The sequence below is a fragment of the Hymenobacter taeanensis genome (assembly GCF_013137895.1).
Classification (GTDB): domain Bacteria; phylum Bacteroidota; class Bacteroidia; order Cytophagales; family Hymenobacteraceae; genus Hymenobacter; species Hymenobacter taeanensis.
Genome location: NZ_CP053538.1, coordinates 4,041,391 through 4,067,522, shown reverse-complemented (window position 1 = coordinate 4,067,522; position 26,132 = coordinate 4,041,391). Strand labels below are relative to the sequence as shown.

General features: G+C 55.8%; 24 protein-coding genes and 1 riboswitch. Of the genes, 15 read left to right on the top strand and 9 right to left on the bottom strand.

Annotated features, from left to right (window positions below; genetic code table 11):
- Positions 1-80: 80 nt before the first annotated feature.
- The 5 genes from HMJ29_RS16990 (at position 81) to HMJ29_RS16970 (ending at position 5,718) form a co-directional block, all read left to right on the top strand.
- Positions 81-959 carry a sterol desaturase family protein gene (locus HMJ29_RS16990; protein ID WP_171592610.1) on the top strand — a complete coding sequence of 293 codons (879 nt, stop codon included), beginning with the start codon at positions 81-83 and terminating at the stop codon, positions 957-959.
- Positions 960-1,576: 617 nt separating this feature from the next.
- Positions 1,577-2,635 (top strand): bifunctional transcriptional activator/DNA repair enzyme AdaA, encoded by a 1,059-nt coding sequence (locus HMJ29_RS16985; protein ID WP_171592609.1) that lies wholly within the window; start codon positions 1,577-1,579, stop codon positions 2,633-2,635.
- A gap of 195 nt (positions 2,636-2,830) precedes the next feature.
- Complete coding sequence (locus tag HMJ29_RS16980) at positions 2,831-3,058, top strand: hypothetical protein (RefSeq protein ID WP_171592608.1); 228 nt, start codon at positions 2,831-2,833, stop codon at positions 3,056-3,058.
- Positions 3,059-3,504: 446 nt separating this feature from the next.
- Entirely contained in the window at positions 3,505-5,211 is a 1,707-nt protein-coding gene (locus HMJ29_RS16975; RefSeq protein WP_171592607.1) for an acetate--CoA ligase, read from the top strand.
- A gap of 165 nt (positions 5,212-5,376) precedes the next feature.
- Positions 5,377-5,718 carry a DUF202 domain-containing protein gene (locus tag HMJ29_RS16970; protein WP_171592606.1) on the top strand — a complete coding sequence of 114 codons (342 nt, stop codon included), beginning with the start codon at positions 5,377-5,379 and terminating at the stop codon, positions 5,716-5,718.
- A gap of 21 nt (positions 5,719-5,739) precedes the next feature.
- On the opposite strand, the gene HMJ29_RS16965 is transcribed toward HMJ29_RS16970, so the two are convergent.
- From HMJ29_RS16965 to HMJ29_RS16955, 3 genes are all read right to left on the bottom strand, one after another.
- Entirely contained in the window at positions 5,740-6,117 is a 378-nt protein-coding gene (locus tag HMJ29_RS16965) for a cupredoxin domain-containing protein (protein ID WP_171592605.1), read from the bottom strand.
- 17 nt (positions 6,118-6,134) lie between these two features.
- Positions 6,135-8,633, bottom strand: a complete 2,499-nt coding sequence (locus tag HMJ29_RS16960; RefSeq protein ID WP_171592604.1) for a heavy metal translocating P-type ATPase — start codon at positions 8,631-8,633, stop codon at positions 6,135-6,137.
- Positions 8,634-8,910: 277 nt separating this feature from the next.
- On the bottom strand, positions 8,911-10,206 hold the full coding sequence (locus HMJ29_RS16955; protein ID WP_171592603.1) for a chloride channel protein: 1,296 nt from the start codon (positions 10,204-10,206) through the stop codon (positions 8,911-8,913).
- Between the two features lie 46 nt (positions 10,207-10,252).
- Positions 10,253-10,326, bottom strand: a riboswitch (Fluoride riboswitch).
- A 312-nt stretch (positions 10,327-10,638) separates the two neighbouring features.
- Between HMJ29_RS16955 and HMJ29_RS16950 the strand changes: the two genes are divergently transcribed.
- The 4 genes from HMJ29_RS16950 (at position 10,639) to HMJ29_RS16935 (ending at position 14,597) form a co-directional block, all read left to right on the top strand.
- Positions 10,639-10,776, top strand: a complete 138-nt coding sequence (locus HMJ29_RS16950) for a hypothetical protein (protein WP_167855174.1) — start codon at positions 10,639-10,641, stop codon at positions 10,774-10,776.
- A 382-nt stretch (positions 10,777-11,158) separates the two neighbouring features.
- A complete protein-coding gene (bamJ, locus tag HMJ29_RS16945) occupies positions 11,159-11,788 on the top strand; it encodes a BamJ family beta-barrel-assembly machinery protein (protein WP_171592602.1) in 630 nt (209 codons plus the stop codon).
- 83 nt (positions 11,789-11,871) lie between these two features.
- Entirely contained in the window at positions 11,872-12,531 is a 660-nt protein-coding gene (locus HMJ29_RS16940; RefSeq protein WP_171592601.1) for a hypothetical protein, read from the top strand.
- A 113-nt stretch (positions 12,532-12,644) separates the two neighbouring features.
- Entirely contained in the window at positions 12,645-14,597 is a 1,953-nt protein-coding gene (locus tag HMJ29_RS16935) for a KUP/HAK/KT family potassium transporter (protein WP_171592599.1), read from the top strand.
- Positions 14,598-15,053: 456 nt separating this feature from the next.
- On the opposite strand, the gene HMJ29_RS16930 is transcribed toward HMJ29_RS16935, so the two are convergent.
- Positions 15,054-16,859, bottom strand: coding sequence for a M61 family metallopeptidase (locus tag HMJ29_RS16930; protein ID WP_244679108.1), 1,806 nt, complete (start codon positions 16,857-16,859; stop codon positions 15,054-15,056).
- A 210-nt stretch (positions 16,860-17,069) separates the two neighbouring features.
- Here HMJ29_RS16930 and HMJ29_RS16925 point away from each other — a divergent pair, with 210 nt between their 5' ends.
- From HMJ29_RS16925 to HMJ29_RS16915, 3 genes are all read left to right on the top strand, one after another.
- Complete coding sequence (locus HMJ29_RS16925) at positions 17,070-17,636, top strand: C40 family peptidase (protein WP_171592598.1); 567 nt, start codon at positions 17,070-17,072, stop codon at positions 17,634-17,636.
- A 700-nt stretch (positions 17,637-18,336) separates the two neighbouring features.
- Entirely contained in the window at positions 18,337-18,777 is a 441-nt protein-coding gene (locus tag HMJ29_RS16920; RefSeq protein ID WP_171592596.1) for a DUF2147 domain-containing protein, read from the top strand.
- 158 nt (positions 18,778-18,935) lie between these two features.
- Positions 18,936-19,373, top strand: a complete 438-nt coding sequence (locus HMJ29_RS16915) for a DUF2147 domain-containing protein (protein WP_171592594.1) — start codon at positions 18,936-18,938, stop codon at positions 19,371-19,373.
- 121 nt (positions 19,374-19,494) lie between these two features.
- Here the strand turns inward: HMJ29_RS16915 and HMJ29_RS16910 are convergent, their stop codons facing one another.
- Positions 19,495-19,962, bottom strand: coding sequence for a hypothetical protein (locus HMJ29_RS16910; RefSeq protein WP_171592592.1), 468 nt, complete (start codon positions 19,960-19,962; stop codon positions 19,495-19,497).
- Positions 19,963-20,083: 121 nt separating this feature from the next.
- On the opposite strand from HMJ29_RS16910, the gene HMJ29_RS16905 reads away from it, so the two are divergent.
- Positions 20,084-20,716, top strand: coding sequence for a hypothetical protein (locus HMJ29_RS16905; RefSeq protein WP_171592591.1), 633 nt, complete (start codon positions 20,084-20,086; stop codon positions 20,714-20,716).
- Positions 20,717-20,803: 87 nt separating this feature from the next.
- Here the strand turns inward: HMJ29_RS16905 and HMJ29_RS16900 are convergent, their stop codons facing one another.
- From HMJ29_RS16900 to HMJ29_RS16885, 4 genes are all read right to left on the bottom strand, one after another.
- A complete protein-coding gene (locus HMJ29_RS16900; RefSeq protein WP_171592589.1) occupies positions 20,804-22,825 on the bottom strand; it encodes a M1 family metallopeptidase in 2,022 nt (673 codons plus the stop codon).
- Between the two features lie 210 nt (positions 22,826-23,035).
- Positions 23,036-23,686 carry a cytochrome c oxidase subunit 3 gene (locus tag HMJ29_RS16895; protein WP_171592588.1) on the bottom strand — a complete coding sequence of 217 codons (651 nt, stop codon included), beginning with the start codon at positions 23,684-23,686 and terminating at the stop codon, positions 23,036-23,038.
- A gap of 151 nt (positions 23,687-23,837) precedes the next feature.
- Positions 23,838-24,185 (bottom strand): hypothetical protein, encoded by a 348-nt coding sequence (locus tag HMJ29_RS16890; RefSeq protein WP_171592587.1) that lies wholly within the window; start codon positions 24,183-24,185, stop codon positions 23,838-23,840.
- On the bottom strand, positions 24,178-24,417 hold the full coding sequence (locus HMJ29_RS16885) for a hypothetical protein (RefSeq protein ID WP_171592586.1): 240 nt from the start codon (positions 24,415-24,417) through the stop codon (positions 24,178-24,180). The genes HMJ29_RS16890 and HMJ29_RS16885 overlap by 8 nt, the downstream gene beginning before the upstream one ends.
- A 318-nt stretch (positions 24,418-24,735) precedes the next feature.
- Between HMJ29_RS16885 and HMJ29_RS16880 the strand changes: the two genes are divergently transcribed.
- Positions 24,736-25,539: a TapB family protein gene (locus tag HMJ29_RS16880; protein ID WP_171592585.1), complete on the top strand. Its 804-nt coding sequence runs from the start codon at positions 24,736-24,738 to the stop codon at positions 25,537-25,539.
- A gap of 25 nt (positions 25,540-25,564) precedes the next feature.
- On the top strand, positions 25,565-26,083 hold the full coding sequence (locus HMJ29_RS16875) for a DUF4920 domain-containing protein (protein WP_171592584.1): 519 nt from the start codon (positions 25,565-25,567) through the stop codon (positions 26,081-26,083).
- Positions 26,084-26,132 lie beyond the last annotated feature (49 nt).

Genomic DNA, 26,132 nt, shown 5'->3' with positions numbered 1-26,132 from the left:
GCGTGGTTTACTGAGTGCTTATGGGAGGTTCGGATGATGCCAGCCTCGTTTGTCTCCTACTCATCAAGTTGGCCCTCGCCATGCCCAAGCAACCTTCCGTAGCCTCACTTTTAAAGCGCTTTGATCGGTGGGCTACGCCCACTTTGGTGGCAGTAGGGCTGGCATTGCTGGTGCTGGAAACCATCCGTCCACTGCGGCGGCGTACCCGGCCCCGGACAGAACGCTGGTCGCGCAACTTGGGGCTGGCTGCCCCTTCGCTGGTGGCCATGCGCTTTACGCTGTTACCCGCGCTGGCGGGGCTTACCTACTGGGCCACCCGTAGGGGCTTTGGGCTGTTGCTGCGGCTACCCCCACCCCTGCGGATAACGGCCGAGCTGTTGGTGCTTGATTACGTGGCCTATACCTGGCACCGGCTGCTGCATGCCCCGGTGCTGTGGCGTTTGCATCGGGTGCACCACATTGATCTTGACATGGACCTGACCACAGCCTGGCGCTTTCACTTTGGTGAGATGCTGGCGAGTATCCCTTACCGGGCTGGGTTACCGGCCCTGCTGGGTGTCAGGCCAGGCACGGTACTGGCCTACGAGGTGGCCTTTGAAGCGTGCACGGCATTTCATCATAGTAACTTACGGCTGCCACTCAACTTAGAGCGCCACGTAGTGAAATGGCTGGTAACGCCCCGGGCGCATGGCATTCATCACTCAGTAGTGCACCGCGAAACGCAAAGTAACTTTGGCGTAGGCCTCACTCTTTGGGACCGGCTGCATCACACCTTACGCCTCAACGTGCCTCAGCAACAGATTACCATTGGCACGCCCGCCTTCCCCGACGCGGATGCGCAAACAATTAAAGATTTGCTTCGGCTACCGCTAGCGCCCCTGCGTCCATGGGTCCGCCCCGATGGCACCGTCCCAACCAGGCCCGAACCCATCAGCCCCCTGCATCAACTGGCCGAGTAAGCTTCTCCCACAGAAGTTTCTCCCTGAGGCTACTATCCTAATGCTACGCCAGGCTATGGATACGGCTGGGGTTAGGTGAAAAACTGCCACCGATCTGAGCAGAGACAAAGCATGACGGTCTCGCGAGTTGCTTTCAATGCTGCCCAGTAAAGCTATGAACGTGCGATTAGGAAACCCTTACGGAACGTATCTGCCCTGACTGTCAGGTTTTACCTTTCAGACTAAATAACTCGCGCCTTCTATCAGCCACTAAAGCCCGCTTAATTGCCGCCTGCTGAAGTGGCCTGGCACCCACTCAAGCACGCAAGGATGCGAGTGATCATTGAAGTGTGAAGGCTTGCATGTTTGCCTATGCGCTACAAAACATCGTTTAAATACCACCTTTTTATAGGCATAACTATTTATTTATCAAACCATTGACAATCAATATACAAAGCTTAGCATCAGGTATTCTAACCTCCTGTTGCTGAGGCCTTATCCAAATACAAGCAGCCTTCTCTGCCGACAAGAGGAATAAAAATGCTTGTCTATTTTTCGGTTGCGGAACGGTGGTAGCTCAGCTTGCTTTGCCTATGCTAGCAGTTAGCACACTTGTTCACGCTACCCACTTATCACACATGGAGTCGTTGTTTTTTCCTTCTTCCGCCGAGTGCTATCAGGCGCTTGTGGCCAAAGACGCTACGTACGAAGGCCGCTTTATTGCGGCGGTAAAAACTACGGGCATATTCTGCAGGCCCACGTGCACGGCCCGCAAACCCAAACCAGAAAACGTAGAGTTTTTTGCCACGGCAAAACAGGCTATGCTCCGGGGGTACCGGCCCTGCAAAGTATGTGCTCCCCTGCGGGCCCCCGATGCCACTCCCGCGGGGATTCAGGCCTTGCTGGAAGCACTTGCCCAGCAGCCCGCCGTGAAAATCACCGATGAGGCCTTGCGCCAAAAAGGGATGGAGCCGGCAACCGTGCGGCGGTGGTTTCAGCGTCAGCACGGCATTACGTTTCAGGCCTACCAACGGCTTAACCGGATCAATGTAGCCTTCAAAAAGCTTCAGGGCGGAGAATCGGTTACGGCAGCGGCCTTTGAGAGTGGCTATGAATCATTGAGCGGATTTCAGGACTCCTTTAAAGCGGTGTTTGGAGTTTCACCTCAGCAGAGCCGGCAACAGCAACTCATTCAGCTTACCCGCCTAGAAACGCCCCTTGGCACCATGCTGGCCTGCGCAACGGAGCAAGGCGTTTGTCTGCTGGAGTTTACCGACCGCCGGATGCTGGAAACAGAGTTGAAAGACCTGGCTCGTCGGCTTAATGCTCCCATTATTCAGGGTGATAATCCCTATTTCAGCGTGCTACGCGCTCAGCTGGCAGAATACTTTGCCGGCACCCGGCAAGAGTTTACCGTGCCGTTGTTTACGCCCGGCACCCCATTTCAACAGGCAGTGTGGCAAGAGCTGCAGGCTATTCCGTACGGCACTACCCGCTCCTATGGCCAGCAGGCACAGGCCTTACAGCGCCCCTCCGCCGTGCGGGCTGTTGCCTCAGCCAATGGCATGAACCGCGTGGCTATTCTAATTCCCTGCCACCGAGTACTTGGTGCCGACGGGCACCTCACGGGCTACGCCGGGGGCCTGTGGCGCAAACAGTGGCTGCTTGATTTGGAAGCCGGGCGCCGGGTGGCTTGAGCTACCTCTTCGCCATATGGGTACAACATTGTGGCTTTTACCTGCTCCTGAGTGCGCTATAAAAGACTCTCTACGTTGAAAAAACGCCTATTCACTTTGTTAACCGGTAAGGTAGTAAGACACTTCCCGTAATTGGGAGGCGAAGCGAATGGTATGCTTGTTGCCGAGCTCCACGCGCACCTGAATATCTGCCTCATGTTTCCTACCGAAGATTCATTTCGCACTGCCCTGCAGAAAGGGCAAATGAGCACTGCCGCTATTTTGCTGGCCCAGCTAATAGTTGCTCGCTATGAGCAGCACGCCCACTTGGGGCTGGTGCAGGAGGTGCAAGTGCATCAGTATTGCGCGCAGTTGCTGGAACAAGGTGCCAGTATGAATGCCGATACGTTGCTGGAAGCCGCCCAGCAATACATGCCCGCGTAAGCCACTTTTGCGTACGCAGGGGGTATGAGCACTACCCCACTTCCCTTCCCAGAGACTCCGGAACAGCCCGAAAAGTCCGATAGTGATTCATCACTGGAACAGCTCGCGGCCATCACCGGCCTATTCAATCCCGACCAGATTGTGGAGGAACTCAGGCAGCTTGATGAGCTTGACGCTGCTCAAGATCAAGTTTTACCCCCTGGCCCTGGTTCTACTGAATGAGGGCTAATTATCGCTTCTGCACGCCTATGTGCCAGTGCACACTGCCCCCGGCAACACACAATACGCCCCACGGACAGAAGGCCTGCTTACTAGCGGGCCTTCTGTCCGTGGGGCTATGGCATTACGGCTTATACGGTCTGGCGGCAATATCTGCGCTGCAAGGCTAGGCTGGTTTCCGGGCACTTTCGTACTATAGCGCCCCAATATTTGCTGCTGCCCTACCCATGAAAAGCTACTTTCAGGAGTTCCAACGCATTACGGCCAGCCAAACCTACGCTGAGCTGGCAACGGTGCCCGTACCAAAGCCAGAATATTTCAACTGGACCGCTGAGATATTTGAGGGGCTACATACTGCCCAGCACCCGGAAAAGGAGGCGTTGGTGCTGGTGGGTGACGATGGCGAGGAGCAGCATTTTAGCTACTCCGCACTAAGCCAGCAGGCCAACCAATTGCTTAATTTCTGGCGCCGGCATGAGGTAAAGCCTAGTGATGCGGTGCTGCTGATGGTGCCCGTAGTGGCCGAACTGTGGTTCACTTACCTGGCGGGTATTAAGGGTGGACAGGTGCTCATTCCCACGGCCACCATTATGTCGGTACCTGACCTGGCCTACCGCTTCGGGCGTTTGCTGCCCGCGGTGGTAGTTGCCGATGCGGAGAATGCTGAAAAGATTGATTTAGCTGAGCAGCAGGTAGGCCAGCGCATTCAGCTTAAAATGCTGGTTGGTGAAGGAGCCCGGCCGGGCTGGGTACTTTTCTCCGACTGTGCTGCGGAAGCTTCTACCGCCACAGCTGAAGCCACGCACGCCGACGACCCGCTGTTTCTATTCTTCACCTCGGGCACTACGGGTATGCCTAAGATTGTAACGCACACCCACTTCTCCTACCCCGTAGGCCACCTCAGCACCGCCGCCTGGATTGGCATCCGCCCCCACGATATCCACTGCAACATCTCGCAGGCTGGCTGGGCTAAGTTTGCCTGGAGTAGTTTTTTTGCTCCCTTGAGCGTAGGCGCCACTCTATTGGTGTACCGGCAAAGCGGTAAATTTGCGGCTGCTCCCCTTCTGAAAGTACTAGCGCAACAGGGTGTTACTACGTTTTGCGCTCCTCCCACGGTGCTGCGCCTTCTTATTCAGGAAGACCTACAGGCCTACCGGTTTACGTTTCGGGAGTGCGTGAGTGCCGGTGAGCCCCTCAACCCCGAGGTTATTGATGCCTGGCAGCGGGGCACGGGGCGGCTTATTAGGGATGGGTACGGGCAAACAGAAAGCACCGCCATGGTGTATAACCTTCCCACTAGTGAGGTTAAGCTGGGCTCGATGGGCCAGCCCTCTTTTCTGTATAAGGTAGTAATTGCGGATGAACAAGGCCAGGAATTAGCTCCCTACGAGGAAGGGCACATTGCCGTGCGCATGGATACCGGCCGGCCCAACGGCATTTTTAAGGAATATTTCGGGGAGCCGGAGCGCGGGGCCAGTGTGTTTCAGCACGGCCTATATTACACCGGCGACAAAGCCTACCGCACTCCCGATGGCTACCTGTGGTTTGTTGGCCGCGATGATGACGTAATAAAGTCATCGGACTATCGGGTGGGGCCGTTTGAGGTAGAAAGTGCGCTGGTGGAGCACCCGGCCGTGGTAGAAGCGGCAGTTGTTGGCTCACCCCACCCAATTAAGGGTCACGAAATCAAGGCTTTTATCATTCTACACCCGTCGGCGCAGGCCTCTGCCGCTACGGCCACCGAGCTGTTCCGGTTTTGCCGTGAGCAGCTGGCGCCGTACAAGATGCCGCGCATTCTGGAGTTTGTAACGGAGCTGCCCAAAACTATCAGCGGTAAAATCAGGCGGATAGAATTACGTGCGCAGGAGGCCGAATACCGTCAGCAGGCAGGGGCTACCAAACCGCAGGAATACTTTTACCACAAGGCCGGCTAGTGGTAAAGAGGTTCTGCTACGCAGGCCTAGGCCACTTCTCAGGCTAATACAGCCAGTTTACGCCAGGCTGGTTGTTGGCCTGAAGTAACTCTGGCCGGGGCGGCTCACGTAGAAAAAGCGTTTACCTGCTAGGGCTAAACATCCCGTCTGAACTCATCTTTGCCTGTGGCCTCCTCTCCTCTGGTTTCTCACGCCTTGCCTGGCGCCCACCCTGATGCCACACTGGGCATCAGCGACCGGCTGGCCCTGGAACGCACCCGTTTAGCCAATGAGCGGACGGTTCTGGCTTACCTACGCACCGGCATTGCGCTGGTGGTGGCCGGTTTTTCTCTGATTAACTTTTTCCGGGGCAATTTCTATGTGTGGGTGGGCGTAATACTGGTGCCCGTTGGCCTTGGCACGGTTGTACTGGGCTGGATCAGGTTCAGAAATAAGCGCCTTACCATTTTAGGTGTGTTGCACCGTCACCAGGCTCACCATCCCAGCACCTTGCTGGTAGAGGAATAGGCAAGCGGCTGGCACGCCACCTTATTTCACCACCAAGCTGCCGCGTAGCATGCCCATGCCGCAGGTAAACTCAAACCTGCCAGCCTGCTGGGGCAGCAGCTCAATGAGCGTAGTCTGAAAGGCCGGCAGCTCCCGCCGAATCCCGAAATCAGGAAACAACACTTCTTCGGAGCAGCTGGCTTCTTCATCGCGGTAAAAATGCAGCTGCACAGGCTTGCCCTTTTCCACCTCAATTACATCGGGTGAGTAGCCTCCTTTCACAGTGATATCAACCTCCTGCACCCCCGAGGAGGAAGATACCGCACTCACCGCCTCACGGGTTGAGAAAAAGAAGTACCACAGCACAAAAGCAATGAGGCTCAGGCCTACCAGGGTTACTAGTATTTCAGGACTTTCCATAGGGGGAAGTAGCATGCTTATGACTTAGCCCCTTCAAAGGAGCGCAGCCGCAGTGAATTGGTAAGCACCGATACGGAGCTCAGGGCCATGGCCCCGGCGGCCAGCATGGGTGAAAGGGCAATGCCGAACAGCGGATACAGTACCCCTGCCGCAATAGGAATGCCCAGCACATTGTAGATGAAGGCAAAAAACAGGTTCTGCCGGATGGTTCGGATGGTCTGCTTAGACAGCTGAATGGCCGTTACTACGCCCTGCAAGTCAGAGCGCATGAGCGTGATGCCGGCGGCTTCCATAGCTACGTCGGTGCCAGCCCCCATGGCCAGGCCAATATCGGCCTGCGCTAGCGCGGGGGCATCATTGATGCCGTCGCCCACCATGGCCACCACGCGGCCTTCAGCCTGTAGCTCCTGCACCTTGCCGGCCTTATCCTGGGGTAGCACTTCGGCAAAAAACCGCTTAATGCCCACCTGGTGCGCAATTTTTTCGGCGGTCTGCGGATTGTCGCCCGTCATCATTACCACTTCCAGGCCCATAGTCTGCAAGCGGTGAATTGCGGCAGCTGAGGTTTCGCGCACCGTATCGGCTACGCCAATTAGGGCGGCGGCCTGTCCCCCAATGGCAACGTATAGTACTGTTTTAGCCTGGCCCAGCAACTCGTTGGCTTGTGCTGCCAGCTCCGCAGACAGCTCTACCCCTGCTTCTGTGAGCAGGCGCTGGTTGCCAATAAGTACCTGCTCCCCGTTTGCGGTGGCGGTAGCACCGCGCCCTTCCACGGCCCGAAAGCCTTCCACTGCCGCGCGGGGCACCTGCTCAGCCTCCGCATACCGTACTACGGCCTCCGCCAGCGGGTGCTCAGACTGACGCTCCACGGCTGCCACTAGCTGGAGCACTTGGTTGATATCATAAGTCGCGGCTACAAGCACGTCCGTTACGGCGGGCTCTCCGCGGGTAATAGTGCCGGTTTTATCAAGCAAGATGGTAGTGACCTGGTGCGCTTTCTCCAGGGCTTCGGCGTTGCGGATGAGCACCCCATTTTCGGCGCCCTTACCGGTGCTCACCATGATGGCGGTGGGTGTAGCTAACCCCAGTGCGCAAGGGCAGGCAATGATTAATACGGCTACAAAGTTGACCAGAGCCAGTGGAAACCGCGTTGCAACGGGGGCCAGGTCAAACCAAAGCACGAAGGTGAGGATGGCGATGCAAACCACCGTGGGCACGAATACGGCGCTAACCTTATCGGCGAGGCGCTGAATGGGCGCCCGGCTACCTTGCGCATCCTCCACCAGCTTCACAATCTGCGACAGCATGGTTTCGGCGCCTACTTTGGTAACGCGAAAACGGAAAGAGCCGGTTTTATTCAGCGTAGCCCCAAAAACGCTGTCGCCAGTCTTTTTCTCCACTGGCAGACTCTCGCCCGTGAGCATGGCTTCATCCACGGCGGAGTGGCCCAGCACCACTACGCCATCGGTGGCTACCTTTTCTCCGGGGCGCACTACTACTACATCGCCAGGGCGCACCTGCTCAATGGGGAGGTCAATTTCCTGCTCTCCGTGCACTACGCGGGCGGTTTTAGCCTGCAGACTCATCAGCGACTTAATGGCGGCGGAGGTTTGGGTTTTAGCCCGTTGCTCTAGCACCTTCCCCACCAGAATCAGGGCGATAATGGTGGCAGTAGTATCATAATACACCTCCGGCATAAGGCCATGCTGCATAAAGAACTGCGGCGCCACGGTGGCCGCCAGGCTATACAGGAAAGCTGCACCGGTACCCACTGCAATAAGAGTGTCCATATTGGCCGCCCGGTGCAGGAAGGCGTTCCAGGCAGACGTATAAAACTCCCGGCCGCTGTACAGTAGTACTGGCAGGGTAAGACCCAGCAGCACATAGTTGAGCCCTTGCATATTGATACGGGCGGCTAATGCGGGCCATAGCATAACCATGGTGAGCAGCATAACCAGAGCAGCCAGTCCCACCGCCACCCACAGGCGGCGCTTAAGCTTTTGGTAGGCCACGGCTTTCTGCTGGTCTAGCTCAGCCTGGCGGTCGGCGGCGCTGGTATCGGGGGCGGCAGGGGCCGCTACTCCGTAGCCGGCCTTCATCACGGCCTCTTTCAACGTTTCCGGCGAGGCTTGGGTAGGCAGGTACTCCACGGTGGCCCGCTCAGTGGCGTAGTTCACTAAGGCTTTGTGTACGCCCGGCGTACGCGACAATGACTTCTCCACGAAGGAGGCACAGGAGGCACAGGTCATCCCCTCGATATCAAGGGTAGCCAGCGCAGTATCGGCGGGGGCCTGGGTGGGCGGAGCTACCTGCTCCCTGGCTGATTCAGCCTGCCGGGTTGCTGCGGCCGCCGGAGATGCTGCCGGTTCGGCGGCAACGTATTGGGTAGGGTTTGCCTCAAACTTATGTTGGCAGTTTGCGGAGCAAAAAACGTACTCTTTATCATGGAAGTGCGAACGATGCGTGGCCGTAGCCTCATCAACCATCATTCCGCACACTATATCTTGCTGATTCATAGCGTAAACGTCGGGCGTAAGGGAAATTACCTCCCTCCCTACAAATCAACAGCTCACAAGGGCCGTTGGCTGTACGGGATTCTGGATAAACGTTACAGAATTCCGTCGGGTGCCACTATCAGCAGTGCAACTAGCCGTGTTTAAGTGGTTTGTATCACCTAGCCAAACACCTTATGGCAAGCCGAAAGGCTTTCGGGTACGTCTTCAGCCAAATACCTCTGCGCCATGGTGGCCTAGCCAAGTCGCGCAAGCTCATAGCCTGAGTCGGTGGGCTTCCCTATAGCTCACCTAAGCGCTTGCCTTGTTCGCGGCCCAGGCCCAGGTGCTTGGCCTGGCCAATCATCTGGGCTGAGTAGATACCCCGGTGCCCCGAAAATAAGTAGGCCACTACGCACGCTAGCCCCAAATAAACGCCTCCCTGAATGCCAAATAGCTCCAGCCCCATGAGCGTACAGGCCAGCGGGGTGTTGGCGGCTCCTGCAAACACGGCCACAAAGCCCATGGCCGCCAATAGCGCCACCGGCAGCGGCAGCACCATTGATAGCGCGCTACCCAGCGTAGCCCCAATAAAAAACAGCGGGGTAACCTCTCCTCCCTTAAAGCCGCTACCTAGGGTGAGGGCCGTAAGCAGCAATTTCAGGGTGAAATCAAGTGGCGGCAGAGTCACGTGAAACGCCTCCACAATTACTGGCACCCCTAGGCCACTGTAGCGAGTAGTGCCCAAACTCCACATGGCTGCCACCACCAGCGCCCCCCCTAATACGGGCCGCAAGGGTGCGTAGGCCACCCGGGCAAACTGCCGGCTAACCCAGTGAGTAAGCGTTGCGAAACTGCGCGCGGTGAGCCCAAATAGCCCCCCGGCCAGTAAGGTGCAGCCCAGCCCAAGGGGCGTGAGAGGCAGTGCAGCCAGCTGCGGGTAGTGCGTGTGGCCTACGCCCCAGGCTCGGGTAACAAAATCGGCGCTGACGGCGGCCAGGAAGGCCGGTAGCACGGCATCGTACCGAATAGTGCCCAGCAGAAACACCTCCAGCCCAAATACTGCTCCTGCCAGCGGCGTACCAAACACCGAAGCAAAGCCGGCACTCATGCCCGCAATAAGCAACAGGCGCCGGTCGCGGGGCCGGAGCCGAAAGACGCGGGTAAGCTGGTCGGCTAGGGCGCCACCCATTTGCACGGCTGTCCCCTCACGGCCCGCTGAGCCCCCAAACAGGTGCGTGATAAGCGTGCCGCCCAGCACCAGCGGTACCAGCCGGAGCGGAATGAGCATGCGGGGCGCATGAATCTCCTCTAATACCAGATTGTTGCCGCGCGCTACCCTATCACCAAAGTAATGGTACCCAGCTCCTACAACCAGCCCGGCCAGGGGCAGCCACATAATGATCCACTCGTGCAGCTCGCGGTAAGTTGTTACCCACTCCAGAGAAACCAGAAAGTAGGCCGATGCCGAACCAGCCAACACGCCAATTAATGCGCTGAGCACCAACCACCGCAATATAAAATACAGGGTAGCAGGCAGGTTGAGGGCGCGCAGCCCTGAGAACAAGTGAGTAAGAGAAACGGGACGAAGAGGCATAAGGCGAACAACACGATGAAGCAGGCAGCCGCCCAACGTGAGCAGCCGTTCAGTAGGAATCATCAGCGCAGAGCCGGGGCTGCTGGCGGTTCGCGGTGGAAATCCATCACCATATGCTCAGCAAATATAGGTGCTGTGGCCTCAGAACCGCAATACTTGCGCTAGGTTACGCTACTGACAGCCCGTGGCACCAATTTCGCACAGATCATAAACATCTTATTTATAGAGTTTTACAGTATTACCATTGGTTTAAACACAACCCTACACATCTAACTTCGTTGCAGACCGGCCACTGCACCACCTGAGTGTTTAGGGTGCCTTCTTCATCAGGCTTTCTTCTCAAATAAATGATGCTTGCATAACACTTTCTTAACTTTTGCATAGTATCTTTGCACTCAATAAACTGAATTACATCAACATACATAAAGCACTATGAAAAAGAGCACTGCTGCCGTTTCTTCTCTACTTGTTCTGGGAGGCCTGGGGTCGTTGCGCTATCTGGCTGCTCAGGTACGCGACATGAACCTATTTTTCGACCTACGCGACGAAGAAGAGTTGCACTTCTGCTAAGTGGTGCCGCTCTTAGTCATTTCCACGAACTCCGCCCCCGGCGGAGTTCGTGGCGTTTAGGCCTACCCGTACTTGCGGCCCTACCTGTTAGGTGTGTTTCTGTGGAGTTGTGGTGCAATTCAGCCGTATAGTTTTTTGGCTATCACCCAGAGCTAGCTTCCTCTTTTGGCCGCTTGAGTGCACTAGAAGTAATAATCCGGCTTTCACCATCAAGGGGTTAGCAGCTCGGCATCAAAAAAACCGCATCCATTCCCGGCAGTTTACTGTACTTCACAGTTCGGCGGCTCGCGCGAGTCGCCGGTATTACTCACCGCTGCCGGTGCTGGCGCCTCCTGCCGAAGGGTAAGAGCCGCCGCGCGCCGCGCTGCATACCACACCAAATATGAACCTGACCAGCCTGAAAGAGCAGATCAGCTACATCATTGGGCGCGACATGGCCCGCAACTTTGCGCAACAAGGACTCGACATTGATGTTGATACGTTTGCGCAGAGCATGAAAGAAGCTCTGGGCGGCGAGCCCAGCCGCCTCACCCCCGAGCAAATGCAAGCCGCCATGCAGCAGCTGCAGGAGCAAATGGGTGTTGGGCAGGAAGAAGATGAATCTCAAGACTCCAACTCTATGAACAACAAAGCAGAAGGCGAAGCTTTCCTCGCGGAAAACAAGAACAAGCCCGGCGTGCAGACTCTGCCCAGTGGCCTACAGTACGAAGTGCTGACGGAAGGCACCGGCAAGAAGCCTGGCCTCGGCTCATCGGTTACTACTCACTACCACGGCACGCTCATCAACGGCAACGTGTTTGATAGCTCTTACCAGCGCGGCCAGCCGGCTACGTTTGGCGTAAATCAGGTAATTGCCGGCTGGACAGAAGCGCTGCAGTTGATGCCCGAAGGCTCTAAGTGGCGCCTCTACATTCCCTCTGATCTGGCCTACGGCCGCCGTGGCGCTGGCCGCGACATCGGCCCGGATACCGCGCTTATCTTCGACGTGGAACTCCTGAAAGTCAACAACTAAGCTATTGACATTTCAAGCCCCGCTTTCTGGAACAGCCCGCCCGCTTCAGGGGAGCTTTACCGGGTAGCGGGGCTTCTTTTTGTATGTCTATTCCGCCTCCCTCTTCTCCTGATCCCGCTGAGGATTCCTCCGCAGCTACTGGCCCGCCGCCCGCGGAGCCGGGCACGCCGCACCCTACTGCTCAGGCACCTCAAGCAGCTGATGGCACTCCCCTGCCTTTAGGTAGCCAGAACTCGGGCTTTTTCTTGCTGCCCCCACCCCCACCGGAGCAGTTTACCGTGGTGCGCAGTGAAGATGGCCGCATGGCCCTAACCAACGACACCCTGGAGGTGAACGGACAGGCCTACGGATGGCGGGAGCTGGCCGGCGTAGATGTGCAGCCGGTGCGCTGGCTGCTCTGGTTTCTGCTGGGCGGTTTTATACTGGCGGGCTTTATGCTGGGCTTTCTGCAGAACTGGCTGCGCACTATTCCGGCCGCGGCGGGCATGGCTCTTGGTGCGCTACTGCTGGCCTTTGGTACCCGTGGCTCTAACCGGTGGCGCCTGCACCGGCCGGGGCAGGAAGCTGTTTACTTCGCCTTGTCGGGGGCGGCGCGAAGCTGGCAGCAGCTGGCGGCCGAGGCCAACCGCCGCATTCGGAAGCGCCACGATGAGGCTGCCGCTGCCGACGAGTATTGGTTGCAGAGTTCCTGGAATGCCAGCCAGGCGGCTAAGTTAACCTCCTCACCGTCAGATCTTTTCTAGGCCACTCTTTACTTTAGGAGCCCCTTCGCCTACGTTTGCTTACGGCTGCTATTGCTGCATGTCCTACCTTTGGCGCCGCTTTCACACTAGCCATTACCCATTTATCCCCTCACATGGACGCAAAACATCAGCACACCGCTGTGTCGACGGCCGGTTTGCTTATCGCCCTCGGTATTATTTACGGGGACATTGGAACATCTCCGCTGTACGTGATGAAATCCATCATCCAGTCGCAGTCGGTAAGCCCGGGGCAAATTGATTCGCATTTGGTGTATGGCGGTATCTCCTGCGTTTTCTGGACGCTCACGCTCCAGACCACCATTAAGTATGTACTGCTCACCCTCAACGCGGATAACAACGGGGAAGGCGGTATTTTCTCTCTGTACGCCCTGGTTCGGCGGCGGGCGGGGTGGCTAACAATCCCGGCTATCATTGGGGGTTCTGCCCTGCTGGCCGACGGAGTAATTACGCCGCCCATTTCGGTTTCGTCGGCCATTGAGGGGCTTGAAGCCGTGTATCCGCATATTCCTACGGTGCCCATTGTTATTGGCATTCTGATGGCCCTGTTCCTGCTGCAAAGCTTTGGCACCCAGATTGTGGGCAAGGCATTCGGGCCGATCATGCTCATCTGGTTCTCCATGCTGGGCGTGCTGGGCGGGGTCTGGATTGCCGAACACCCCCAGATCCTGAAGGCCCTGAACCCCTATTACGCTTACGACCTGCTGGTGCATTACCCGGGCGGTTTCTGGCTGTTGGGGGCCGTATTCCTGTGCACCACCGGGGCCGAGGCCTTGTACTCCGACTTAGGCCACTGCGGCAAGGGCAACATCCGCATCAGCTGGATTTTTGTAAAAACGGCTCTGCTGCTCAATTATATGGGCCAGGGAGCTTGGCTAATTACCCACCAGGGCGAAATGCTGGGCACCCGTAACCCCTTCTATGAGCTTATGCCCGAGTGGTTCCTGCTCATCGGGATTGGTATTGCCACCATTGCGGCTATTATTGCCTCCCAGGCCCTTATTACGGGCTCATTTACGCTGGTAGCCGAAGCCATTCGCCTAAACATGTGGCCTAAGGTAAAGCTCAACTACCCCACCGATGTAAAGGGCCAGCTCTACGTACCTAGCATGAACCGCCTGCTACTGGCGGGCTGTATTGGAGTAGTGCTATACTTCCAGAAATCAGAGAACATGGAAGCGGCCTACGGCCTGGCCATTACGCTCACTATGCTCATGACCACACTGCTGCTTACCATGTGGCTGTACTCTAAGCGGGTGCCTATGGTGGCTATTGGCTTGTTTGTGCTGGTTTATGGTGCCATTGAGGGCTCCTTTCTGGTGGCCAACCTCATCAAGTTTCCTCACGGAGGCTGGGTATCATTGGCTATTGGGGCCACGCTTATGGGGGTAATGTACGTGTGGCTACGAGCTTATTACATCAAGCGCCGCCTCACCGAGTTTGTGAAGATTGAGCCCTACATGGAGGCCCTCAAGCAGCTCTCCGACGATGAATCCATTTCGAAATACGCCACCCACCTCGTGTTCATGAGCTCTGCGGAGCGGGCCTCGGAAATCGAATCAAAGATCATCTACTCCATTTTCCAGAAGCGGCCGAAACGGGCCGACATTTACTGGTTTGTGCACGTAGATACTACTGATGAGCCATATACCATGGAGTATAAGGTAACAGAGCTGGCCCCCGACGATGCCTTCCGCATTACCTTCCGCCTGGGCTTCCGGGTGGAGCAGCGCATTAACCTGTACTTCCGCAAAGTGGTAGAAGACCTGGTGCGTAACAAGGAAGTAGATATAACCTCCCGCTACGAGTCGTTGAGCAAGCAGCACGTAACCGGCGACTTCCGCTTTGTGGTGCTGGAGAAATTTCTGTCAGTGGAAAATGAGTTCCCGCTGGTGGAGAAGCTGGTCATGCAGGCCTACTTCTACATCAAGCAGTTCATTGCTTCGGAAGACAAGTACTTCGGTCTGGATACCAGCTCCGTGAAAGTGGAGAAAGTACCACTCGTAATTACGCCCGTCCGCGACGTGGCCTTAAAGCGGATTCAATAGCTTTCAAACCCTTCACACAAAAAGGCTCCTCTACCACCAGGCAGAGGAGCCTTTTTTGACTGCCATGTGGGGAGTGACGTGGAGTTTACGGTGGTGATGCAGCGCGCCTCCAACGATGTTAAGTCGCTTTCATTGGCTATGAGCGGTAATGCCCCTGGCACCGTGGGCGGCTCATCAGTAGCAACCAGCAGCATGGCCGGTATGGAATGGGCCCGCTCCCCACTGACACCCGCGCCCAGCTCATGAGCCGCCTTATTGCCGCCAGCAGCAGCTTTGGGTGGGGCCGTGTAGATGTGGCCACTGCAATAGGTGGCCTACCGCTTTAAGGTGTTGACTATGATTGTTGGTTGCTGCGTTCTGAAATATTAACCAGCTAATACCTGCCAGCAGCCAAACAAAAAGGCCCGATGCATACACTGCATCGGGCCTTTTTTAGGAAGTGGTGGTATGGTACGCTTAGCGTACAGGTAGCCACTTATTGAGCACGGTCTGCTGCTCAGCGGTTGGGTTGGTCTGGCGCTCAATGCGGTAGCGACGAGCCGAAGAAGCCAATAGCGGGAACGTTAGCTCCTTGGTTTGGCCTTCGCGGGCTACAAGCAGTTTCACCTGCGAGCCTACTGCGCGGTTGGTCATTAGCTTATTGGGGTCGTCGGTAACGCGCGCACCATCAACAGCCAGAATCTCGTCGCCCACACTTAGGCCACCTTGCCAGGCGCTGCCGTCGCGCAAGACACTGGAAACGGTTTGCTTGCCACCCGCAGCGCTGAAGTTTGCGCCCAGGGCTACGTCAGTAGCTGCAGCAGTAGCCACTGAAAGCTTCAGGCCAGCATAGCCCAGAGCTGTTTCGTAGGGCAGCGTTTCGGTGCCATATACATAGCGGCGGAAGAAATCATCAAAGCGGCGGCCGGCTACTTTAGCTACCGCATCCTGGTACTCCTCATCGGTGAAGCCCCGACCCAGCTTTTTATAGTACTGGTCGTAGAGGTAGCGCATTACATCGTCGAGGTGCTTCTGGCCTTTGGTTTCGTTGATTACCATCAAATCAAGTACGGCGCCAATTACCTCCCCTTTGTCATAGTAGCTGATGCCAGTATTAACCGAGTTTTCGTTGGGGCGGTAGTACTTAATCCAGGCATCATAGCTCGACTCAGCAGCCGATTGCTGCTTATTGCCGGGGGTGTTTTCTACGCGGTTGATGCTGTTGCTCAGGTCCCCAAGATACTCGTCGGGCGTCAGGAAGCCCGCGCGCTGCACAATCAGGTTTGAGAAGTACTCCGTACCGCCCTCACTCACCCACAGCATATGGGTGTAGTTTTCATTGTCGTAATCAAACGGCCCCAGCGCAATTGGCCGGATGCGCTTTACATTCCACAGGTGGAAGTATTCGTGCGCCACCAGGCCCAGGAAACCCTTCCAGCCAGCCTCCGAAGAGTACGCGTTGCGCGACACCGACAAGGTGGTAGAAAACAGGTGCTCCAAGCCACCCGTGCCCCGGTCAATGTTGTGCACAATGAACAGGTAGCGGTCCAGGGGGTTGCGGTCTACTACGCGTTGGGCCTCCTCACACACGCGCTTCATGTCACGCGTCAGGCGGGCTTCATCCACTTTCGGGTCGCCGTACATAGCCACCGTGTGGGGTGTACCATTGGCGGTGAAGGTGTAAATCTTCTGGTTACCGATTTCAATGGGGGAATCGGCCAGCTCATCGTAGTTGGATGAGGTGTAGGTAAACGTACCTCCGGCGGGCTTGAGGCTGGTGCTGACCTGCGTCCAGCCCTGGGCGGGGTGCACCTCCAGCGTACTGCCCAGCTGCTTGTTATCAGCGGGGTACATGAATACGCTGCTGCCATTAAGGTAGCCATGAGCGGCATCAATAAAGCTGGTGCGTACGCTCAGCTCAAACGCATACACGCGGTAGTTTACTTTAACTTCCTTGCCCTTGGCATGGTATACGCGCCAAGTATTCTTGCTAATCTTTTCAGTTCGCAGCTTCTCGCTGCCCGAGGTGGCCTGGAAGCCCTCTACATTTTTAGCAAACTCCCGCACCAAGTATGAGCCAGGAGCCCACACGGGCATTTTTAGGTCGGTGTAGGCCTTGTTAAAGCCGTTCAGCGTTGTTTCTACTTCAAAGTAGTGCGTTTGCGGCGCCGGCATCGACAAGACGTAGCGCAGCGTAGGAGACGCGGCAGAAGCCAGGTTGAACTGGCTTAGCAGTGCCACCAAGGCCGCCGCCAACAGCAAGCGGGTACGGGAATGGAGCATGGGTTGGGGGGAAGGATTGAAAAATGAGGTGATGAACCACGTAGCGCGGGTGCAGCCACTACCGGGTGGCCAAAGAACGGGCAAAACCACCTGAGGCTGCAAATGCGGATTGAAATTTGCGCTGTTTAGGTAGGTTAAGCTCCACCTTTAGCGGAACCTGAGCACTGCCCGCCCCGTTACGAACGATATATAGGCCCCGGCCACTTTGTTATGCGATACATTTGGCTTGTTTTCCTGACCTTAGCTGGTGTGCTGCTAGGCCGCCTGGCCTGGGTGCACCTACGTCCTGCGGCCGTGCCCGTAGCCACCGGCACCAGTGTTCCGGCCGCTACACCGGTGCAGCGCGTAGCTTATGTGGTCAGCAGCAAGCGGGTACCCGTGCGCGCCGATAGTATAGTGGCCTTTGCCATGCGCCAACTAGGCACCAACTACTGCTACGCCGGTAGTACTCCCGCAACCGGCTTTGATTGCTCGGGCTTCGTGAACTACGTTTTTGCCCGTTACAAAGTCCCTGTTCCGCACTCTACAGCCTTACTTATAAATATTGGCAGAAGTGTGCCGCGCCAGGAAGCCCGCCGCGGCGATATTGTAGTATTTACCGGTACGGCCAGCAATTCAACCTCTCCCGGGCACGCGGGCATTGTTATCTCTGACCCCGGCCAGCCCCTACGCTTTGTGCATTCCTCTTCAGCGCGCCGCGAGTCTGGCGTGAAAGTCAGCCAGGTAGAGGGCACCGACTACGAGCGCCGCTTTATGCAGGTCCGCCGGGTGCTATAGTAATTTGGTGATTAGCAGACTATATGCAGTGGCCTAGGAGCTCTGCTACTGCTTCGTTGTGCCATTTCGTAAACTCATCACTCCTATTTCAACTATCCCTAAAAAAGCGATGCCCGGTCGCCTATGCAGTACCATGTAGGGCTGCTGGGCGAACCGGGCATCTAATCCTTCAAATCTTACCAAGCGATGAGTCTGGGGTACAGCCCCATCATCCACTTATCAAGTAAGACCTTGCCAGAATGCGGGAATAACTCAAATAGGAGCGAATTCCGCGCGAAAGCTGTTGTTAAGCGCGTCCGGCGGTGAAGCGGACTACATTCGACAGGCTTGGCAGGATTTGTTTGGGACTACTAGACATTTTGTACCTCCTTTCTTTAGATCCGACATAACCCGGGCTTCGCTTCCCAGCACCTTAGGGCTGCTTGGCGGGGGCTGTAGCACTCGCTACGGTTAGTAAAGTTAAAATCCCCCCGGATGGTTCAAAATAAAAAGGCCATTATTTACGCGCCCCAGCCCGTTTACTGGGCATACCCTTGATGATCAGGGGCTTTATTTTTTTACCACGGTAGCAAATGCCCACTCTATTTTCTCTGGCCTCAAACTTGTCTATTCCTCTGCGCACAAACACTACAGGTAACTGGCTGGACTGATCAGTTTTTGTTTTATCTTTTTCACGAAAAACCCACACTTCCCTATCACCATGAGAAAAACCCTGTTCCTTTGTCTAACCCTGTTGCTTGGTGTGATTGGCGCTGCCTCGGCCCAAAAACTCTCCCCCTTGGGCGTCTGGACCAACTCCGAGAAGAAAGCCACCTTTGAGATTTACCAGTGTGGCAATAAGCTCTGTGGCAAAATTGTATCGCTCACGGTCCCGAACGATCCTAAGACCGGCAAGCCCAAAACTGACTCCATGAACCCCGACCCCAAGCTGCGCAGCCGTCCGCGCCTGGGCCTGGTATTTATGCAGGGCTTTGAGTATGACGAAGACAATAAGTGGGACGACGGTAAGATCTATGACCCCGAAAGCGGCAAAACTTACTCCTGCTACATGAAGATGGAAAACCAGAACACCATGGAGGTGAAAGGCTACATTGGCTTCTCGCTGATTGGTAAGTCTCAGACCTGGACGCGAGTACGCTAGATTTCACTAGTACTAGGCCATTATCTTGTAAGCGACGCTTCTACTCAGAAGCGTCGCTTTTTTGTTAATTATCTTACCGTTACTTGGTAGTAAGCATCATCAGCACTCCTTCCTATTGCTTTAGAGAGCAACTTATGACACAGCGCACTCCTTGGTTTATGCGTTTATCTGCCCTGGCCCTAGGCCTGTGCGTCTCAACCACAGGCTTGGGCCAGGGCCTCTCTCCCGTTGGTGTCTGGCTTGATGACTCCAGCAACACGCACATTGAGCTGTATACCTGCAACGATAAGCAGCTGTGCGGCAAGCTGGTGTGGCTGCAGCCCATGGCGGATAGCGCCGCCCGCAGGCCCCAGCTTGATGCTCATAACCCCGACGCTACAAAGCGCCAGCATCCGCTCCTAAACCTGCAGGTTCTGCGCGGCCTGCGCTACGATGCCAGTGACGCACGCTGGGAAGACGGCGAAATCTATGACCCCAATAATGGCCGCACCTACTCCTGCTATCTTCGCCTCCTTTCCAAAAACCGCCTGGAGGTGAAGGGCTACATTGGCTTTCCCTTCATTGGCCGCTCTCATTACTGGACGCGGGTGCGCTAGGCCTGGCTGTTTGTTTTTAGTAGAGCAGGTAAAAGGGAGCAAAACTACCTCACGGCCCTCTTGTAGCGTTGCAGGTCCGGGCCCCTCCTTCTATTTCTATATGCCGGCCGCTATAGCTAGGCTACAGAATTTCCTTGATTTTATATGATTTGCCCCGGAACGTAAACGTGTCGCCGGAGTGCGCCTGTGCCATGGCCTGGTACAAGGGTGAAAAGGCCGACAGCGCAAAGTACGGCTGCCCCTCCACCTTTATTTCGCCTAGGCTCACTGACACGTAGAACCGCTGCGAGTCTGTTACCACCACGGAGCCCAGGCCCGCCTGGTTGGGTAGTGGCTTTACCTCGGGCACCCGCCGTAACACCTGTAGGCCACTAAGAGCCTCATCTAACTGCCGCGCAAACAGGTCGCGCTGGCGCTGGCACACCTCCCGAAACGACTCCATAGCTTCCTCGGCCGTGTCGCCTTCGAGGGCGCTTTCTTGCACCTCCAGCATGGCCTGCCGGGCATTATGGACTTTCTCTTCCTGAATGCGGCGACACTCCGCCAATAGTTGGTGTTTGAGAACAGCAGATGCACGAGTTGTAGACATGGCAGAAGCTAGATTTCATTCATTAAGCAAGACAGAAATGGACCCATCCGGGGCGCTCCGGTTGCAGCTGCCTAGAAAACTATTTAAGCAGGCATATGTTACTCCTGAAACTCCCCCGCCCTTGTTACCCTTTCTCAAAAAACTTTTTTCATCAGGGTCTGCGGCTTCTGCCACTGATTGGCAGCCCCTGCAGCGCAGCGCAGCCGAAGAGCGGCTGCGGCAGCAATGGGTGCAGGAGCAAGTGTATCTGAACTGGATGGGCCCCTATTTTAAAGCCTATCATTACCAGAAAGCAGGCCTTCCCAACGCCACTTTTCGGGTGCAATTGCTCCACGAAGAAGGCCGGCAGGGTGCTTTGTTCTTTTACGATCCCAGCATTGGCCCCGGCAACTTCCGCCACCTCTTCGATTTTATGCGTGACCGGGTAGTGGCGCTTGGCTACAACCTTTCCACCTCCGATCAGCGCAGCGTCCACCACGCCTCCTATACAGAAACTATTTACAAGCATTTCCTAAAGCCCCAACCCCGCGACTGCACCCAAACGGGCCGTTGCAACCAGCTTTATGGCAACATCACCATTGATCTGGTAAGCATAAATGGGCAACCGGGTTTCCTGCGCCTCTTTAGCAACCCCTTCGCCAACGACATTTTTACCCCGGCCCACAGCTTTGACGAAATGCTGGCCGCCATTCTTGATATGCCGCCGGCCCCACCCGAAGTACAGAAGCTAATCAAGAAATACGCCCGCAAGTAATCTTGAGCCTAGAGCATAATCAAAGAGCGGGCTTCTTCTAATGAGGAAGCCCGCTCTTTGTGTGAAAGCTACAGTCTTGGGCTACACCTAGTCAGAAGCTCTGACAAAACGTGCGCGGGCCACACTTCCATCGGGTGAGGTGAGGCGCAGGTGATATATTCCGGGGGCTAAGGTGCGGGTATCAAGCACCGGCGCAGGAGCAGTAACTACCTGGCGTAACACCACCCGCCCGGTAGCATCAACCACCTCCGCCTGTGCGCGACTCAGCTTCAGGTCGGTAATTCGTAATTGGTGGAGGCAGGGATTAGGGTACACGTGTAAGGTAGTAACCGTAACCGCGTTCTTGGTGGCCAGCACCAGCCCGTTGTCTCGGGCTACCGAGCCGGCCCCGTTCAATATCCACTGGTCCGGGTCAATCACAATGTTACTGAGTATCCGGCTTTCAGTGAGGCCTAGGCCAGTCACGGGCTGATCTTGGCGCAAGCGCACTGTGCGGGAGGTGCCATCCGTAAACTCCAGCCGCAAATCTACCTCCGTATTGAAAAATGGCGTGACAGTGGGCATAGAAACCGATTCCGTTGACTGCAGATAAACTGTTTGCCCCACCTGATTCCAGCGCACAGCGAAAGTGGGGTACCCTTGGCCCCTGAACCACTGATCAAAGAAATACTGCAACGACACGCCGGCTTCTGCCTCAAATATGCGCTGCAGATCGCGGGTGCGGGCCGTGCGGCCGGCGTAAGTGGTCTGATAGGTTTTCAACGCCCTGAAGAACTTCTCATCATCAGTAAGCAAGTACCGCAGCATGTGAATAAGGGCCGCTCCCTTCTTATAGCTCAGGCGGGAGCTGAAAATCCGGTTCACATCCGAAGTATCCGACACAAATACGCTTCCGCTGGGAATGGTCATGACGGAGGCATGGGCCTGGTCCATCCACTGCCGCGCCGCCTGAGCCGTGGAGAACTGGCCTAGCGAGATGTACTCCCCGTACGAAGCAAAGCCTTCATTCAGCCAGATATCTTCCCAGGCCCCGCAGGTTACGTTGTCGCCGAACCACTGGTGAAATAGCTCGTGGGCGGTAAGGGTGAAGTTGAAGCCGCCCTGGGTGGTCATGGTCTGGTGCTCCATGCCGCTGCCCGTACCAATGGGCGCCATGCTGTGGCCGTACTTTTCTTTGGCAAATGGGTACAGGCCTACCAAGCGCGAATAGTTCTCAATGAAGCCCGGCGTACGGTCTATTTCAGTGCGGTAAGTAGTAAGCGCCGCCTGGTTATAGAGGTAGTTAACAATAGGGATGCGGGGACCTCCTACTGGATTGGCGTAGTTTACATACTCTACGTACGGCGCTACGGCCACTGAAATCAGGTAGTAGTCAATGGGGTACTTTGATTTCCACTCGTAGCGTACTTTGCCGTTGGGCTGGGGAGTTACGGCCTGCAGAAGCCCATTGGAGCCCACCTTATTAATGGCCGAGGTAGTTACCCACACTTCCGAAGAATCAGCCTTATCAGTGAGCACCTGCTTGCAGGGAAACCACTCATAAGCATTGTAGGGCTCTGAGAGGCTCCAGGTAGTGCTCACGCCGTAAGTAGGCGCAACCGCCGAGTTGAGAGCATTACCAATTGCCGCCGAGTTGCCGTTGGGGGCAGTGCCACGGTAGTAAATGAGCGCATTGAAAAACACCTGGTTGCCAACTGGCTGCTGCAAGGCGGCAGTTACATCGCCGGCCGCCCGGCGCCAACCCGGGCTCTTGCGGCCATCCACTACCACTGAGTCGATAACTAAGGTTGGGTACAGCTCAAACGCCAGGGAATCTAAGCCTGAAGTCAAGGAGCGGGCTTTGATGCGCACTGCCCCGGCTACGTTGCGGGAGTTGTTTTCCAAGCTGATATCCAGCTTATAAAAGCTCACATCATAGCGCGCCATACGCTGCCGATGGTTTAGGCTGGCATAGGCCACCCGCCCGGCATCACTGATGCGCGCCTGCGCGCAGCCCTCAGCAGCGCCTAGTATATCGGCGGGACGGGCCTGGTACGTGGGCAGTTGCGCCAGCGAAGCATGGCCTAACAGCAATAACCCTGTCGCTAACGCGGCGAAAACTCGGGACATATACAGAGTAAGTAAAATAGGAAACGGGATTACCAGCGCGACAATATACCCTGCCAAGATACGCCCCTGAAGCTGAAATATGCATGTAACGGATTGGGCTTAAAGCCACGCGGCCTGTGGCTTACTTGGCAAACCATGCCCTGGCTTAACGCAAAACGTCCCTGGCTCTCTGCAGAAGCCAGGGACGTAAACAGCTCATAGCCTAAGCTACTAGTACAGAAACAGAAAGGCAGCAAACAGCCCTACCCAGAGCACATCAATAAAGTGCCAGTACACGGTAATCATGTGCAGCTGCAAACGGCGGTACGGGTTGCGGATGAATACCAGGTTACGCACCCCATCACGGGAGGCATGAATGGTACGCAGCAACAATGCCAGCAGAAACAACATACCCCCAAAAAGGTGCACCACGTGCAAGCCCGAAATCAGATACACAAACGTGCCGGTAGCGGATTGGGGGTCGTTGAGTAGTACGCCCTGGGTGCGCAGCTCATTCCAGCCTAGCAACTGCAGACCGGCAAAAATACTGCTCAGCAGCAGCGTAGCGCCCAGGCAGCGTACCAGGTTCTGCATATCATCTTGCTGGTACAGTCGTTTTGCCTGGCTGATGGTATAGCTGCTCACCAGCAACACAATGGTGCTTAGGGAGAAGTAGCGCGGAAATGGATGGTTACCAATAGGGACATCAGTGGAGTAGCGCAGGCGCGCGTAGGCCACCACCAGCACCACAAACAACACCGTAATTCCAACCAGCCCTAGATATAGCATGACGAGCAAAACGGGCATCCGCTCCATCTTCTGGAAAGTGGAGGCGGCACGGCCAGCTCCTACTTTATCTCTATGTTCTCTGTCAGAATTCATCGGGCGGAAAAAATGGGCAGCTTCGTGGTTATGCAAACCAATCGGGAGCCCATTAGTTCCAGCCGGGAAGCACCGGGGGCACATAGGGGCGTACCAGCAAGATACGTAAAAATGCCACCCTGGCTGTTTCAATTTTCAGGCTTTTTGGACCTTAATTTCCCTTGAAAAAAGAGCCTATCTTTCCGAGGACGGCATTAAACGTAATTTTAGGGGAGTTGCCCGCGCCAAAGGTTACGTGCGTTTTGTTGGCCACGCGCAAATCCAGCACCAGCCCTAAGCGCAGGGCCAGTTCATTGAGTTGCTTTAAGGGGTCGGGCGCATTTGGGTCTTTGGCTTTTTTAGGCGCGCTGGGGTCCTTGGGCGGTCCGCTCGTAATCTTGTCAAACACCCGCTGACTTGGGAAATTAATTATTAGATAGGTCCCAACAGCCACAATTTTAACGTCGTCGCCATCCAGGGTAACCACCAACTGCGCATCTATCTCGAGGCCGCTAGCCAAGGGAAATAGGAGTTGCGGGTGGCAACGTGGCGGCCGGCGGGTTCTCGCCGCGGGTACGGATGCGCAAGGCTCCGTTGAGGCGCCACGTGGTAGGAGAGCTGGGGTTTTGCGCATTTGGCATTTGCAGCTCCATCTGATCGAAATTCAGAGCCAGCTCTACGCCGCCAGAAAGCTTTGAAAGTAAGGAAGCCGCGGTATCGGCCCAAGAGGGTTGGGAGTTTGGGTCAGGCATGATGAATGCGTGGTAAGAGAATGAAAGATGATAAAAGCCACCGGCCGTTCTTAGAAAGATGCCAGTTGCTTTAGGAGCGTATGCATGGCCGCCAGCCGAAAAATTTCTGCTTAGCAGTGATAATTCTCAACGATAGGGCCGCGCGCAAGTTACATCAGCCTCTGTAATCAGTGAGGTGGTGGCGTATTGGCAGGCCATTTGCACTGGCTTGCTGTAGTGCTTGGACTTTTGAGGTGGACCGAAGCCCAACCAGACAAAATCCTAAGCAGCTAAACTGCGTATGCAGCCAGTAACTACCCTTTCACCCTCCCTTGCTTTATGACTTCCCTTTCCCGTTTCCTTTCTTTTGCTTCCACGCTGGTACTAACGGCTGGTTCCGCGCTGGCCCAGCAGCAACCCGCTGCTGATGCCAGGCCTTTCGGCCTTACCGACAGAATGGAAATAGTGTATCAGCTACAGGATGGCAAAGGGAAACCCGTGGGCGTTATCCGGAACCGGGTGGTAAACTTCACTACTGAGCAAAACAAGAAACAAACCATCACTACTACCACGGCCCTGCTCAAGAGTGGGATGTATGATACTAAAAACAAGCTTGAGAACCTGCAGGACCTCCGCTATATGTGCCGCCAGGACACATGCTTTACCGATGGCACCAGCGAGTTAAATGCAGAAAGCCTTAGCTCGTTCCGTAACCGGCTCTTTACCTATGATCCGGTTCCGCTGGCCTGGCCTAACCACCCTACGGTGGGCTCTACCCTGCCTTCGGGGGGCGTTACGGTGCAAGTAAGCAGCACGGCCGTGGATATTGCCAAGGTGTATGCCACGGTTAAGAACCGGAAAGTAGTTAGTGGGCAAGAGCCAGTGACTACCCCAGCGGGTACTTTTCAGTGCTACAAGGTAGAGTCAGAGCGGGAACATGGCACTGCCGCCCGCGCCGACTTAATAATGCGTAGTTCTCAGCGGGTGGTTGATTACTATTCGCCGGAAATAGGCATGGTAAAAAGTGAGTTTTATGATAAAAAAGGTAATCTTGAGCAGGTTCGGTTGCTGACCATGCGCAACGGCTCAAGCGCGCAAGCAACAGAGCCACTGCATCAGAAAGTCAAAACCAAGCTTAAATAACCCCTCAGTTAACTTTTTGCGGATTATGGGTTTCAACGCTTTTCGTAATCTGCTGGCCGCTGCCGTAGTGTTGCTGCACCTGGGAGCCTGCCAGTCGGCGCCGGAAACGGCCGCTATTCAGGGTAGCTCCCCTGCCGCTACGCCAACCCTTACGGGTAAAACCTACGGGGAGGCCATTAGTGCCAGCGGGGCCCAACCGATAGCTACACTGCAACAGGTCCTCGGCAGTAGAGACTCGGCCCAGGTGAAGCTGGTTGGCACCGCCGATGCTGTGTGCCAAGCCAAAGGCTGCTGGCTAACCATGAAAACCCCGGACGGCCAGCCCATGCGTGTCCGCTTTAAGGACTACGCTTTCTTTGTGCCGAAGGACATTGCCGGTAAGACCGTGATAATTAATGGCTGGGCTCACCGCGAAACCGTTCCCGTTTCTGACCTACAGCATTACGCCCAGGATGCAGGTAAGTCAACGCAAGAGGTGGCAGCCATTACCGAGCCTGAGCAGCAGTATACCTTTGAAGCTGATGGGGTACTAGTAGCCGATTAACCCAGCCAGCAGTACTCCCCTTTTTTTTAGCAAGCTCCCTCGCACGTGT

Bases quoted from the DNA above. Each gene is read 5' to 3' on its own strand.
- HMJ29_RS16990 (WP_171592610.1), top strand. From the start codon at position 81: ATGCCCAAGCAACCTTCCGTAGCCTCACTTTTAAAGCGCTTTGATCGG.
- HMJ29_RS16985 (WP_171592609.1), top strand. From the start codon at position 1,577: ATGGAGTCGTTGTTTTTTCCTTCTTCCGCCGAGTGCTATCAGGCGCTT.
- HMJ29_RS16980 (WP_171592608.1), top strand. From the start codon at position 2,831: ATGTTTCCTACCGAAGATTCATTTCGCACTGCCCTGCAGAAAGGGCAA.
- HMJ29_RS16975 (WP_171592607.1), top strand. From the start codon at position 3,505: ATGAAAAGCTACTTTCAGGAGTTCCAACGCATTACGGCCAGCCAAACC.
- HMJ29_RS16965 (WP_171592605.1), bottom strand. From the start codon at position 6,117: ATGGAAAGTCCTGAAATACTAGTAACCCTGGTAGGCCTGAGCCTCATT.
- HMJ29_RS16960 (WP_171592604.1), bottom strand. From the start codon at position 8,633: ATGAATCAGCAAGATATAGTGTGCGGAATGATGGTTGATGAGGCTACG.
- HMJ29_RS16955 (WP_171592603.1), bottom strand. From the start codon at position 10,206: ATGCCTCTTCGTCCCGTTTCTCTTACTCACTTGTTCTCAGGGCTGCGC.
- HMJ29_RS16950 (WP_167855174.1), top strand. From the start codon at position 10,639: ATGAAAAAGAGCACTGCTGCCGTTTCTTCTCTACTTGTTCTGGGAGGC.
- bamJ (WP_171592602.1), top strand. From the start codon at position 11,159: ATGAACCTGACCAGCCTGAAAGAGCAGATCAGCTACATCATTGGGCGC.
- HMJ29_RS16940 (WP_171592601.1), top strand. From the start codon at position 11,872: ATGTCTATTCCGCCTCCCTCTTCTCCTGATCCCGCTGAGGATTCCTCC.
- HMJ29_RS16935 (WP_171592599.1), top strand. From the start codon at position 12,645: ATGGACGCAAAACATCAGCACACCGCTGTGTCGACGGCCGGTTTGCTT.
- HMJ29_RS16930 (WP_244679108.1), bottom strand. From the start codon at position 16,859: ATGCTCCATTCCCGTACCCGCTTGCTGTTGGCGGCGGCCTTGGTGGCA.
- HMJ29_RS16925 (WP_171592598.1), top strand. From the start codon at position 17,070: ATGCGATACATTTGGCTTGTTTTCCTGACCTTAGCTGGTGTGCTGCTA.
- HMJ29_RS16920 (WP_171592596.1), top strand. From the start codon at position 18,337: ATGAGAAAAACCCTGTTCCTTTGTCTAACCCTGTTGCTTGGTGTGATT.
- HMJ29_RS16915 (WP_171592594.1), top strand. From the start codon at position 18,936: ATGCGTTTATCTGCCCTGGCCCTAGGCCTGTGCGTCTCAACCACAGGC.
- HMJ29_RS16910 (WP_171592592.1), bottom strand. From the start codon at position 19,962: ATGTCTACAACTCGTGCATCTGCTGTTCTCAAACACCAACTATTGGCG.
- HMJ29_RS16900 (WP_171592589.1), bottom strand. From the start codon at position 22,825: ATGTCCCGAGTTTTCGCCGCGTTAGCGACAGGGTTATTGCTGTTAGGC.
- HMJ29_RS16895 (WP_171592588.1), bottom strand. From the start codon at position 23,686: ATGAATTCTGACAGAGAACATAGAGATAAAGTAGGAGCTGGCCGTGCC.
- HMJ29_RS16885 (WP_171592586.1), bottom strand. From the start codon at position 24,417: ATGCCTGACCCAAACTCCCAACCCTCTTGGGCCGATACCGCGGCTTCC.
- HMJ29_RS16880 (WP_171592585.1), top strand. From the start codon at position 24,736: ATGACTTCCCTTTCCCGTTTCCTTTCTTTTGCTTCCACGCTGGTACTA.
- HMJ29_RS16875 (WP_171592584.1), top strand. From the start codon at position 25,565: ATGGGTTTCAACGCTTTTCGTAATCTGCTGGCCGCTGCCGTAGTGTTG.